We start from the raw sequence: 12,453 nt of genomic DNA, 5'->3' as shown, positions 1-12,453 counted from the left end.
AATGACGCAAAACAATGGGTGGAAGCCATTCAGGAATACGCCAACATCACAGAGCTGGACGCAGCCACCCTCAACCGCTTAATCAAAGAAATCGTCGTGCATGAGCGCATTGACGAAGATAAAACAAGACACATTTCTATCGAAATTCATTTTAATCTCAAACCCATCCCGGAGGTGGAACAGGTCACTGCCTGACCTGTCCCGCCGGGACGGTTCTCTTAAAAACACCATATAGATTTTTTGTACGCCGCCGCCCGCCATCGAGCAGAGTTTTACACCTAATTGGGGATAAAACAGTTGATGGCCGGCGGCGGTGTCGCCCTCATCGGCATCACCCTTGTACCTCTGCTCTCCGGCCTGTTCGGTTGATCGTCTGGCGGTGATCGCTTATGGGCGGCATACTCGACAAACTCGATGAATGGCTCCGAGGACTGCTCATCGAGGGAATCACGGGAAACCTGTCGGGCATGTTCGATACGGTCAATACCAAAGTAGGCGAGATCGCCGGTGAAGTGGGACAGACGCCGCTGGCATGGAACAGCGGCGTCTTTTCTATGATCCGAAACCTCTCTGAAACGGTGATCGTTCCAATCGCCGGGGTTATCCTGACATTCGTAATGTGTTATGAGCTGATCCAGCTTGTGACAGAGAAAAACAATCTGCACGATGTAGATACCTGGATGTTCTTCAAGTGGATTTTCAAGACCTTCTGTGCCGTCCTCATTGTAACGAACACATGGAATATCGTCATGGGTATCTTCGATGTGGGGCAAAGCGTTGTGAACAGCAGCGCGGGCGTCATCATTGGGAATACCTCCATTGATATCAGCAGCGTCATCACGGATATGGAGGCGCAGCTTGAAGCCCTGGGCACGGGAGAACTGTTCGGGCTGTGGTTTCAGTCCCTTTTTGTGGGACTTACCATGAACGCCCTTTCCATCTGTATCATGCTTGTCATCTACGGCCGCATGATCGAGGTGTATTTGACGACTTCCGTTGGACCGATTCCGCTTGCCACTATGACAAACCGGGATTGGAGCCATACAGGACAGAACTACTTGAAATCCCTGTTTGCATTGGCGTTCCAGGCATTTCTAATCATGGTGTGCGTGGGAATCTACTCTGTTTTGGTACAGAGTATCGCCACGGACGGAAATATCTCAGGCGCGATATGGGCCTGCATGGGCTACACGGTCCTGCTGTGCTTCGCCCTGTTCAAGACCGGCAGCCTCTCTAAGAGCCTGTTCGGAGCGCATTAAGGAGGCTTGATAAATTGGCGTATGTAACCATTCCAAAGGATTTGACGAAAGTAAAATCCAAAGTGCTGTTTGGGCTTACCAAACGGCAGCTTATATGTTTCGGAGCGGCGGCACTCATCGGAGTACCGCTTTTCTTTTTGCTCAGACGCACGGCCAGCAACAGTGCCGCCGCGTTCTGCATGATTATCGTCATGCTCCCGTTCTTTCTGCTCGCCATGTATGAGCGGCACGGCCAACCCCTGGAAGTGGTGGCCGGACAGGTCATCCGCTGTATGTTCCTGCGGACGAAAGAGCGGCCTTACCGGACAAACAATTTCTACGCAGCCTTGGAGCGGCAGGCCCAGGCGGAAAAGGAGGTGAAAGCCATTGTTCAGAAAGCGAAAGCCAGAGCCGCAGGCACGGCAGGCGTCCAAACCCACGGTAAAGCTAACCGCCGCGGAAAAGCGTGAGATCAGCCGTATCCTGGAAACCGCCAGAGGTGACGGCAAGGTACATTCCGCACAGGATACCTTACCGTTCCGCCAGATGTACCCGGACGGCCTGTGCAAGCTGGACGATCACACCTGGTCGAAGTGTATCGAGTTCGAGGATGTGAATTATCAGCTTGCGAAACTTGACGATCAGACGGCGATTTTTGAAGCCCTCTGCGATATGTATAACGCCCATGACGCTTCTATCGGGATGCAGCTCTCCCTTGTGAGCCGCCGCATGAACCGGGAGGATTTTGTGAAGCGTATCGAGATCGCGGCGCAGGGAGATCACTTCGACCATATCCGTGAGCTTTACACGCAAATGCTCCGCAAGCAGCTTGAACGGGGCAACAACGGTCTTATCAAAACAAAGTACCTGACCCTCACCATCGAGGCACGGGACAGCAAAACCGCACGGGCACGATTTTCCCGAATCGTCATGGACGCCCTCAACCATTTCAAGGTCATGGGCGCTCTGGCAAAGGAGCTTGGCGGCAAGGAGTGGCTGGAAATGCTCCACGGCATCCTGCACCCGTACGGAGAACGGTTTGCCTTTGAATGGAGTTGGCTTGCCCCTTCCGGCCTGTCGGTCCAGGATTTTGTCGCACCTTCTTCTTTCCGCTTCGGTGAAGCAAGGAAGTTCACGATGGCGGATAAATTCTGTGCCGTGTCATTTCTGCAGATCAGCGCACCGGAAATGGATGACCGTATGCTCACCGAACTGCTGGATACGGACAGCGGGCTGCTTGTCAGCCTCCATATCCGCAGTATGGATCAGAACGAGGCAATCAAAACGGTCAAGCGAAAAATCACCGACATTGACAGTATGAAGATCGACGCGCAGAAAAAGGCGGTGCGGGAAGGTTTCGACATGGATATCATCCCCACCGATCTTGCCACCTACGCAGGCGAGGCAAAGAATATCCTCCGTGATCTGCAAAGCAGAAATGAGCGAATGTTTTTGATGACCTTCCTGGTGGTGAACTTTGCGGACAGCAAGCAAAAGCTGGAGAATGACCTTCTCCGTGCGGCAAGCGTGGCGCAGAAATATAACTGCTCCCTGGTGCGGCTGGACTTTCAGCAGGAGGACGGCTTCGTATCGGCTCTGCCCCTGGGTGTCAACCGCATTAAGATACAGCGCGGGCTTACCACTTCGGCGGTGGCGGTGTTCGTTCCCTTCACCACACAGGAGATTTTCCACGGCGGCGAGGCTCTCTACTACGGGCTCAATGCCACTTCCGGCAACATGATTCTTGCTGACCGCAAAAAGCTGAAAACGCCCAACGGCATGATCTTAGGCACACCCGGCAGCGGCAAGAGTTTTTCCGCAAAGCGTTCCATCGTTGGGGTATTCCTGAACACAAAGGACGATATCCTGATCTGCGACCCAGAGGCGGAATATTTTCCGCTGGTGAACCGTTTGGAAGGTCAGGTCATCAAAATCTCACCTACCAGTACGCAGTATGTGAACCCTATGGATATCAACCTCAATTACAGCGAGGATGATAACCCGCTGGCGTTGAAATCTGACTTTATCTTGTCGTTCTGTGAACTGGCGGCAGGCGGCCGGAACGGTCTGGAGCCAGTGGAAAAAACGGTCATTGACCGTGCCGTGCGGATCGTGTACCGCCCATATATCGCAGACCCCCGCCCGGAGAATATGCCGCTGCTGGAAGATTTGTATGACGAGATCAAACGGCAGCCGGAGCCGGAGGCACAGCGGATCGCGGCGGCACTGGAACTGTATGTGCATGGCAGCCTGAATGTTTTTAACCACCGCACCAATGTGGATATCAACAACCGCATTGTCTGCTTCGATATCAAGGAGCTGGGAAAGCAGCTCAAAAGCCTGGGTATGCTGGTGATCCAGGACCAGGTATGGAACCGTGTTTCCCAGAACCGGGATCAGGGCAAATCTACCTGGTATTTCGTGGACGAGTTCCACCTTCTTCTGCGCGGTGAAGTTGGTTCCTGGAGTGTGGAGATTTGGAAACGCTTTCGCAAATGGGGCGGTATCCCCACGGGAATTACGCAGAACATCAAGGATCTGCTTTCCTCCCCGGAGATCGAGAATATCTTTGAAAACAGCGATTTTGTGTACCTTCTGAACCAGGCCAGCGGAGACAGGAAAATCCTCTGCGAGCGCCTGAATATCTCCAACCAGCAGGCGGCGCATATCAGCAACGCAGGCCCCGGCGAGGGGCTGATCTTCTTCGGTAATGTGATCCTTCCTTTTGTGGATGACTTCCCGAAGGACAACGAGCTTTACAGCATTATGACGACAAAACTTGGTGAAACCGGGAAAGGAGAAAACGAACATGAATGATCCCCGCTATTTGCATACAGAAGAAAAACAGGAGGGCGAAACCTTCTTTGATGTGATGAACCGGCTGATTGCCAGAAGCAAGGCGGTCACGGCGGATATGGAGGCGGTCCTTGCGGAGCTGGAAAGTGAGATCGAACCGTTCCGTGCGCCGAAGGACTATGAATAAACTGACCCATGTGAGCCTGTTTTCCGGCATTGGCGGTCTGGACCTGGCGGCGGAGGCTGCCGGGTTTGAAACCGTCTGCCAGTGTGAGTGGGCGGATTTTCCGCACTCCGTCCTTTCCGCACGATGGCCGGATGTTCCCAGGTTCCGGGATATTACTACTTTCACGAAGGAGGCGTTTTTTGAAAAAACAGGACTTGAAACAGTTACCGTTATCTCAGGCGGCTTTCCCTGTCAGCCCTTCTCCACCGCCGGAAAACGGAAGGGCTTTGCGGATGAACGCTACCTGTGGCCGGAAATGTGCCGCGTTATTACCGAGCTGCGGCCCCGTTGGGTGCTTGGGGAAAATGTTGCTGGCTTCATCAATATGGGGCTCGACAAAACGATCTTTGACCTGGCAAAAGCGGGATACGCTGTTCTCCCATTCGTATTTCCGGCTTGCGGCGTCGGCGCATGGCATGAGCGCCAGCGAACTTTTATCGTCGCGGCTGATGTTTCCCACACCCCTTGCCTCCGACAACAACACCGCCAGGGACGCGGCAAGCCTGGATGTGTTCCTGTCGGACAATGGGATATTCCGCAAGAGGAACCGAAACGGGGCGATCTGGAGCCTGAGCCTGTCGGCGGCGGTATTCTATCTGACCCCGGTGGCGTCGGACGGTTTCCGCTCGACCTTGAAGCCGTCGGCCTTCGATCCATCGAAGAAGGACGGGAACCTGTCGGCGCAGATCATCTCTCAGGAACAGCCGGTTTCCGAAACGGCGGCGCTGAACCCGGATTGGGTGGAATGGCTCATGGGCTTCCCGAAAGGATGGACGGACGTATCCTCTGGACCGCCGAACCGGAAGGAATCCCCCGCATGACCGAGCGCATGGATGACCGGGCGCTGCGGCTGAAAACATTGGGAAATGCGGTTTGCCCGCCCCAGGCCTATCCCATTTTCCGCTATATCGCCATGATTGAGAATGGCACCTGCGGTAACTTCTGCCCCTATGGAAAGGAAGGTGACTGCCTATGAGGGAACTGAAAGCGACCGATAAGATCACGCAGAAAATGACCCGTGACGGTGCGGTATCGGAAAACCTTGCCACGGGCGAGGTGGAACATATCAGCAGCCGGGAGCCGGAAACGGAGCTGTCCGTTTCTTCGGAAGAATCCGCTGGCGCTGCGGCTGATCTTGCCCTGCGTGCGGCGGAACGCCATGAGAGGAAAGCCGCACGAAAAGCGGAAAAGGCTGACACCCAGGCGGTACGGGATGGTTCTGCCGCAAGGCAGCGCCCGTCCTCCCGTCTGCAATTCACCGAGGAAGAACGTGTCGATCCCGCACTTGGGAAGTACATCGACCGTTCCGACCGTGCGGCGGACAGGCTGGACGCGGCAAAGGCCGCTATCCCTACAAAGAAAGTTCTCCGTATCGAGCGTGTTTTTGACGAGACAGCCGGAAAAGGCAAAATGCAGCTTCACTTTGAAGAAGTGGAGAAACGCCCCAACGGACGATTGCGGCACAATCCGCTTTCCCGGCCGGTCCATGAGATCGTCCACGCTGCCCATGCGAAGGTGCATGAGGTGGAACAGGAAAATGTGGGTGTTGAGGCCGGACACAAGGGCGAGGTGCTGACGGAGCGTGGGCTTGCCTACGGAAAAGGCAAAGTCCGTGCCGCCGTCCACCATCACCTCACAAAGCCCTGGCGTGACGCGGCGAAGGCAGAGCAGGCTTCTTTTAAGGCAAACGCCGACTACCTTTACCAAAAGGCACTGCATGATGATCCTGCATTGGCGGCTTCTAACCCGGTATCCCGCTTTCTGCAGAAACAGCGGATCAAGCGGAACTATGCAAAGGAGTTGCGACAGGCGGAGAAAACCGCAAAGAATACCGCAGCCACGGCGAAAAGTGCGGCGCAAAAAGCAAAGGACGCCTTCAAGGAAACTTTCCTCTACATCAAGCACCATAGCCGTGCGGTGCTACTGGTGATCGGCATTGGCGCCTGTGTTGCCCTGCTGTTTGGCGGGGTATCTTCCTGTTCCATGATGGCGGGCTCCGGCGTGGGCGGCGTGTTCACTTCCTCTTATCTCTCCGAGGATGCGGATATGCTGGCTGCGGAGGCGGCCTACTGCGAATTGGAGCAGGAACTTCAATATGAGCTGGACCACTATGAGGCTCTGCACCCCGGATATGACGAATACCGTTTTGATCTGGACGAGATCGAGCATGACCCTTATGTGCTGATTTCCATTCTCACGGCGTTCCATGAAGGGGTGTTCACCATCGACGAGGTTCAGGCGGAGCTGCAAATGCTCTTTGAAAAGCAGTACATCCTGACGCAGACCGTGGAGGTGGAGGTACGCTATCGGACGGTGACCCGGACGGACAGCGAGGGAAATGACTATGACGTGGAAGTACCGTATAACTACTATATCTGCAATGTGAAGCTGGAAAACTTCGATCTTTCCCATGTGCCGGTCTACATCATGGACGAAGAAACACTTTCCTTGTATGCGGTCTATATGGCAACGCTGGGAAACCGGGAAGATTTGTTCCCCGGCTCCGGCTATGTAGACAAGTACACCAAACCGCCCACCACCTATGATATTCCGCCTTCCGCACTGGAAGATGAAACCTTTGCAGCGCTCATTACCGAGGCGGAGAAGTATATCGGCTATCCCTATGTCTGGGGCGGCAGCAATCCAAACACTTCTTTTGATTGCTCCGGATTCGTGTCCTGGGTGCTGACGCAAAGCGGCGTCTGCAATACGGGCAGGCTGGGAGCCCAAGGACTCTACAATATTTCCACCCCGGTATCCTCTGCCAACGCAAGACCCGGCGACCTGATCTTTTTCGTCGGCACTTACGATACACCGGGCGTTTCCCATGTGGGTATCTATGTGAGCGGCGGGAAAATGCTGCATTGCGGCGACCCCATTCAGTATGCAGATATCAACACAAGCTATTGGCAATCCCACTTTTACGCTTTCGGGCGACCGCCCTACAACTAAAAAACGATATGGAGGTAATTTGATTTATGGCAACGACACAGAAGATCCGCAATGACATTGCGAAAACCAAAGAAAAGATCGCGGAACAGCAGAAACGCCTTCGTGCGCTGGAGGCCCAGCTTGCGGAGGAAGAAAATCTGGAAATCGTCCGCATGGTGAAAGCCGTGAAGATGGACAACAAGGAGCTGACCGCTTTCCTGAAAGCCTATGCCAGCGGCATGATCTCCCTGCCGGAAGGTATGCTGCAGGAGGGAGACACCGAGAATGAGGAAACGGAGGGATACGAGGATGAAGCATAACTTTATGACAAAAATGGCATCGGCTCTTTTGGCGGTAGTGCTCAGCACTGCCGCTTTTTCTGTCACCGCCTTTGCCAGCGGCGGCGAGGAAACCACGGAGTCCGTGGCTGAACAGGAAACGGCTGGGGATGTTTCTGATCTGCTTTCCGCTCTGGCAGGCAGCCAGGTCACGGTATCCGTCACCGAGGACGGTATCCAGTTCAGTTCCGGCGAAAATGACTCCGGGCAGACCGGCACCGTCACCACGGGCGGCGGCAATCTAAATGTCCGCACTGGCGCCGGAATGGATTATACCGCCTTCACCCAGCTTCCCAACGGAACGACCGTGAAGGTGATCGGCACGGACGGCGACTGGCTGAAGGTCATCCTGCCGGAAAAGGTCGGATATGTCTATTCCGGCTACATGACGGTAAGTGACGGCGAGGCTGGTCCCGGAGAAGGTTCTTTCTCTCTGGATGCGGAAACACTGGAAAATCTGCTGGGGATGCTGGGCGGTGGTTTGAATGACGGTGCCGCCCTGACGCCGGACGGGAACCTTTCGCTGATTGACGATATCGGCAGTCCGACCGCCAGCGGCAAGCAGTTTATTACAGTGGAAACGAAGAACGGCAATGTGTTCTATCTCATTATCGACCGTGACGATGAGGGCGAGGAAACCGTGCATTTTCTGAACCAGGTGGATGAAGCCGATCTCATGGCGCTGACGGAGGATGGGGAAAAGGCGGAAACGCCCATTGTCTGCACCTGTACGGAAAAGTGCCAGGCCGGAGCGGTCAATACCGCTTGCCCGGTCTGCGTAAAGAACCTTAGTGAATGTGTTGGCACGGAACAGAAAGCTGCGGAACCCACCGAACCGGAGAATCCGGAACCCGAAAAGAAAAGCAATGCCGGGGTGATCCTGGCGGTGCTGCTGATCCTTGCAGCCGGAGGCGGCGCGGCGGTCTATTTCCTGGTGCTGAAACCGAAGCAGGGAAAGAAAGTTCCCGCTGATCTGGATGATTTCGACCTGGAGGATGAAGAAGAATATCTGACTGAGGACGAGGAAACGGAGGAAAAGAATGAGTAAACTGATTATCGCAGAAAAACCGAGTGTGGCAAAATCTATCGCATCGGCCCTGGGTGCTTCATCCAGGGCCGACGGCTTTTATGAGGGCAGCGGCCTTCTTGTGTCCTGGTGTGTAGGGCACCTGGTATCCCCGATGGATGCTGGCGGCTATGACGAACGTTTCAAGAAATGGCGCTATGATGATCTTCCCATTCTGCCGGAGTCGTTCCGCTATGTGCTGGCACCAGGCAAGGAGGATGCTTTTGAAAATCTCCGTGCCCTGATGGACCGCCCCGATGTGGATACCATCGTCAATGCCTGTGATGCCGGGCGTGAAGGGGAACTGATCTTCCGTCTGGTGTATGAAATGACCGGCTGCCGCAAGCCGGTCCTTCGCCTCTGGATTTCCTCGATGGAGGACAGCGCTATCCGAGAGGGTTTTTCTGATCTGCGCCCCGGCGCCGACTATGAAGCCCTGTATCAATCTGCCCTCTGCCGCCAGAAAGCGGATTGGCTGGTGGGAATCAACGCCACGCGCCTTTTCTCCGTTCTCTATCACCGTACCCTGAATGTGGGCCGTGTTCAGACCCCCACACTGGCAATGCTGGCGGAGCGTGACGCGAAGATCACGCTGTTCCACAAGGAAAAATATCATCTGCTGCGCTTGACGCTGAACGGAGCCGAAGCGGTGTCGGAGAAGTTCACTGATCCGGCGGAGGCGGAACAGGCAGCGGCTATGTGCAAGGGTGTGACCGTCACCTGTACTTCCGTCACGAAGGAGCAGAAAAAGGAGCAGCCGCCGAAGCTCTATGATCTTACCACCTTGCAGCGTGAAGCGAACCGCCTGTTCGGATACACGGCGAAGCAGACCCTTGACTACGCCCAGAGCCTCTACGAAAAGAAGCTGCTGACCTATCCCCGCACGGACAGCCGGTATCTGACCTCCGACATGGCGGAAACAGCCTCCTGTGTGATCCACCTGGCGGCGAAGCTGCCGCCCTTTGATGGCTGCTCCAACTTCTTCCCGCTGGTGGAGACCATGATCTCCGACAAGGATGTATCTGACCACCATGCTATCATCCCGACTATGGAGATTGAAAAAGCGGATTTGAAATTGCTCCCCGTTGGTGAACGAAACCTTCTGCTGTTAGTCTGCTGCAAGCTGCTGTGTGCATCGGCGGAGCTGTATGTGTATGAGGCGGTCACGGCCACCTTTGATTGCGGCGGCTATTCCTTCACCGCAAAGGGCAAGCGCATCCTCTCCGAAGGCTGGCGGGAGATCGACCGCATTTTCCGTGCCTTTCTGAAAGAAAAGCCTGCGGATGGGGACGGCGGCACGCTCCCGGACTTCACCGAAGGGCAGATTTTTGACAGTGCGGAAATTGCTGTTACCGAGCATTTCACCCAGCCGCCGAAGACCTATACCGAAGATACCCTCCTGTCCGCGATGGAGAACGCAGGCAAGGATGATATTCCCGATGAGGCGGAGCGAAAAGGACTTGGCACGCCTGCGACCAGGGCGGCCATCATCGAAAAGCTGGTGGCAGCCGGATTTGTGGAACGCAAGGGCAAGAGCCTGATCCCCACAAAAGCCGGTATCAACCTTGTCACGATTCTGCCGGAGCCACTGACCTCTCCCATGCTGACAGCGGAATGGGAACAGAAATTGACGGAGATCGCAAAGGGCGGCGCTGACCCGGATACCTTCATGGACGGTATCCGCACGATGGTTCAAGAGATCGTGTCCACCTATTCCTGCATTTCCGAGGATGGCAAAAAGCTGTTTGCCCCGGAGAAGGAAATGATCGGTACCTGCCCCCGCTGCGGCCAGCCGGTTTATGAGGGTAAGAAGAATTTTGCCTGTTCGGATCGCTCCTGCGGTTTCGTCCTCTGGAAAAATGACCGCTTCTGGACGAGCCGCAAGAAGGAGCTGACAAAGAAGATGGCAACGGACCTTCTGAAAAAGGGTCGCACCAATGTCAAGGGAATGTGGTCTGAAAAGAAACAGGCTGCTTATGACGCTGCGGTAATCCTGGACGATACGGGCGGCAAGTACATCAATTTCAAGCTGGAATTTCCGAAAAGAAAGGTTGGTGCTGATGGCAGAAAATAAGACTTTGGAACATTTACCCGAAGTGAGGGCGGCGGTGGCTGCCCTCTCCCCGGAGGACCGGGAACTGTTGGCGGCGGTGCAGGCCTCGCCCTTCAAGCTGACAACACCAGAACAATTTAAGGAGTTCGTGGACAACATCGACTATTTCGTATTTGAGCCCAACATCCACGATCTGAACGATCTGGGCTGGCGGTATCTGGCACAGCACATAGATACGCCGTTACCCCCGGAACTTCTGAAAGCAATCGACCCTGTTCCTTTTGGCAAGTACGCCATGCAGGAGGAACAGGGGCATTTTACGGAACACGGATACATTTCTCTCTCCGGCGACAAGTGGGAACAGGAACGCCCTGCGAAGCTGGAGAAAAAGCCTTCCATCCGGGAACGGCTGGAACAGGGCAAAAAGGAATGTGCGGAAAAACACAAGGCGCAGCCTTACAAGGAAAAGGCTGCGCCGGAACTGTAAGGAGGTGCTGATATGCCATATTACGATCACGACAAGGATTATCCCTTTGCCGCCTTTATCACTAATCTTGGGAAGTATAATGAGGGCGAGCTTGTGGGCGAGTGGGTGAAGTTTCCCACCACCGCCGAGGAATTGAAGGAAGTATTTAAGCGGATCGGGATCGGCCAGAAGGATGACTTCGGCAATCCCTATGAGGAATGGTTCATCACGGACTATGACTGCTATGTGGACGGTCTTTACAGTAAGCTGGGCGAATACGAGAATCTGGACGAGCTGAACTATCTGGCGTCCAAGTTGGATGAAATGGACCAGAGCGATTATGCGCGGTTCCAGGCCGGTATGGAGATGGGCGACCATTGCGGCAGCGTGCAGGAGATCATCAACCTGACGGAAAATCTGGACTGCTATGAGATTTACCCCAACATTGAGGACTATGACGATCTGGGGCGCTATTACATCGAAGAACTGGACGTTATGCAGGTGCCAGAGCATTTGCAGAATTACATCGACTATGAGGCCTACGGCCGGGACGTTGCGTTGGAGGAAAACGGCACCTTCACGGATCAGGGCTATGTGCGTGATACGGGTGACAGTTTCCATGAGTATTACGACGGTGAGCGCGGCAGTATCCCCGACGAATACCGGGTGATGACCTTCCAGGACAATCTTCCCGAAGAAGAAAAATCCGAGTGGGCTATGGATATTGCCTTTGACATGGACGAGTTTTTCCGTCAGAACGATCCGCAGTATGCGGCGGAGCACCCGGAGGCACACGCCGCAAAGGAAGAACTTTACGAAAACCTGATGGTCGGACGCATTTCCGCTTTGGATGAAAAGCTGGCAGCACTGGGGCAGACGCAGGAGGACTATCTTCCTTCGGAGATTGAAAAGTTCAAGGACGCCACGGGCTATGAGGAATTTCTTGATTTTGACCCGGCGGAGGTCAAGGCAGCTTTGGAGGACCCGGAGAAGTCCCATGCGGGTGAAATGCTGTCCGCTGCGGAAAGGGCTGCCGCGGAAAAGATGACTGTGCTTGTAGTGGAACCTATGAAGGAACCCTATGTGAAGGAGATCGACCCCAACCTTCGTTCCCTGCAGGCAGAGGTTGGCGGTGATATTGGAGCGACCTATCCCTATTCCGACCCGGTGGCGCTGGTCTGCAATGATGAAGGGAAGCTCATCGGGCTTGATCTGAACCGTGGACTGCGGGATGAAGATGGAGAAATTTATGATATCGTAGCAGGGACTTTCCTGGTGGTTGGACTTGGTGAGGAAGATTTCGCCTCCCTGTCCCCGGAACTGATTCAGAAATACACGG

The 12,453-nt window shown here is 54.7% G+C and carries 11 protein-coding genes and 2 pseudogenes; all 13 read left to right on the top strand.

Features of this window, described 5'->3' with window-relative positions; all coding sequences use genetic code 11:
* Positions 1-195: DUF4368 domain-containing protein (locus DW743_RS09015; protein ID WP_118760255.1), on the top strand; the 195-nt coding region annotated here is incomplete at its 5' end.
* Between the two features lie 90 nt (positions 196-285).
* Positions 286-369: pseudogene (locus DW743_RS09010) on the top strand (Maff2 family mobile element protein); the annotation flags it as partial.
* Positions 370-389: 20 nt separating this feature from the next.
* On the top strand, positions 390-1,259 hold the full coding sequence (locus DW743_RS09005) for a VirB6/TrbL-like conjugal transfer protein, CD1112 family (protein ID WP_021739912.1): 870 nt from the start codon (positions 390-392) through the stop codon (positions 1,257-1,259).
* A 14-nt stretch (positions 1,260-1,273) separates the two neighbouring features.
* Complete coding sequence (locus DW743_RS09000) at positions 1,274-1,708, top strand: PrgI family protein (protein WP_117761392.1); 435 nt, start codon at positions 1,274-1,276, stop codon at positions 1,706-1,708.
* Entirely contained in the window at positions 1,626-4,055 is a 2,430-nt protein-coding gene (locus tag DW743_RS08995; protein WP_181983162.1) for a VirB4-like conjugal transfer ATPase, CD1110 family, read from the top strand. The genes DW743_RS09000 and DW743_RS08995 overlap by 83 nt, the downstream gene beginning before the upstream one ends.
* Positions 4,048-4,221, top strand: a complete 174-nt coding sequence (locus tag DW743_RS18120; RefSeq protein ID WP_181983161.1) for a hypothetical protein — start codon at positions 4,048-4,050, stop codon at positions 4,219-4,221. The genes DW743_RS08995 and DW743_RS18120 overlap by 8 nt, the downstream gene beginning before the upstream one ends.
* Entirely contained in the window at positions 4,214-5,236 is a 1,023-nt protein-coding gene (locus DW743_RS08990; protein ID WP_117761391.1) for a DNA cytosine methyltransferase, read from the top strand. Before DW743_RS18120 ends, DW743_RS08990 begins: the two co-directional genes overlap by 8 nt.
* Positions 5,233-7,212, top strand: coding sequence for a C40 family peptidase (locus DW743_RS08985; protein ID WP_117761390.1), 1,980 nt, complete (start codon positions 5,233-5,235; stop codon positions 7,210-7,212). Before DW743_RS08990 ends, DW743_RS08985 begins: the two co-directional genes overlap by 4 nt.
* A gap of 26 nt (positions 7,213-7,238) precedes the next feature.
* On the top strand, positions 7,239-7,511 hold the full coding sequence (locus DW743_RS08980) for a DUF4315 family protein (RefSeq protein WP_055266785.1): 273 nt from the start codon (positions 7,239-7,241) through the stop codon (positions 7,509-7,511).
* Positions 7,501-8,577 (top strand): CD1107 family mobile element protein, encoded by a 1,077-nt coding sequence (locus DW743_RS08975; protein ID WP_055266787.1) that lies wholly within the window; start codon positions 7,501-7,503, stop codon positions 8,575-8,577. The genes DW743_RS08980 and DW743_RS08975 overlap by 11 nt, the downstream gene beginning before the upstream one ends.
* Positions 8,570-10,669, top strand: a complete 2,100-nt coding sequence (locus tag DW743_RS08970) for a type IA DNA topoisomerase (RefSeq protein ID WP_117761389.1) — start codon at positions 8,570-8,572, stop codon at positions 10,667-10,669. Before DW743_RS08975 ends, DW743_RS08970 begins: the two co-directional genes overlap by 8 nt.
* Entirely contained in the window at positions 10,656-11,135 is a 480-nt protein-coding gene (locus DW743_RS08965) for a hypothetical protein (RefSeq protein WP_117761388.1), read from the top strand. Before DW743_RS08970 ends, DW743_RS08965 begins: the two co-directional genes overlap by 14 nt.
* Positions 11,136-11,147: 12 nt before the next feature.
* A pseudogene (locus DW743_RS08960) lies at positions 11,148-12,452 on the top strand (antirestriction protein ArdA); the annotation flags it as partial.
* Between the last annotated feature and the right edge of the window lies 1 nt (position 12,453).

This window comes from Blautia sp. AM28-27, from assembly GCF_003480905.1.
In the GTDB taxonomy this organism is placed as follows: domain Bacteria; phylum Bacillota; class Clostridia; order Lachnospirales; family Lachnospiraceae; genus Fusicatenibacter; species Fusicatenibacter saccharivorans.
Note: the sequence above shows the minus strand (reverse complement) of the source record. Positions and strands in the feature narration are given on the sequence as shown.

Bases quoted from the DNA above. Each gene is read 5' to 3' on its own strand.
- DW743_RS08965 (WP_117761388.1), top strand. From the start codon at position 10,656: ATGGCAGAAAATAAGACTTTGGAACATTTACCCGAAGTGAGGGCGGCG.
- DW743_RS08980 (WP_055266785.1), top strand. From the start codon at position 7,239: ATGGCAACGACACAGAAGATCCGCAATGACATTGCGAAAACCAAAGAA.
- DW743_RS08975 (WP_055266787.1), top strand. From the start codon at position 7,501: ATGAAGCATAACTTTATGACAAAAATGGCATCGGCTCTTTTGGCGGTA.
- DW743_RS08985 (WP_117761390.1), top strand. From the start codon at position 5,233: ATGAGGGAACTGAAAGCGACCGATAAGATCACGCAGAAAATGACCCGT.
- DW743_RS18120 (WP_181983161.1), top strand. From the start codon at position 4,048: ATGAATGATCCCCGCTATTTGCATACAGAAGAAAAACAGGAGGGCGAA.
- DW743_RS08990 (WP_117761391.1), top strand. From the start codon at position 4,214: ATGAATAAACTGACCCATGTGAGCCTGTTTTCCGGCATTGGCGGTCTG.
- DW743_RS09005 (WP_021739912.1), top strand. From the start codon at position 390: ATGGGCGGCATACTCGACAAACTCGATGAATGGCTCCGAGGACTGCTC.
- DW743_RS08970 (WP_117761389.1), top strand. From the start codon at position 8,570: ATGAGTAAACTGATTATCGCAGAAAAACCGAGTGTGGCAAAATCTATC.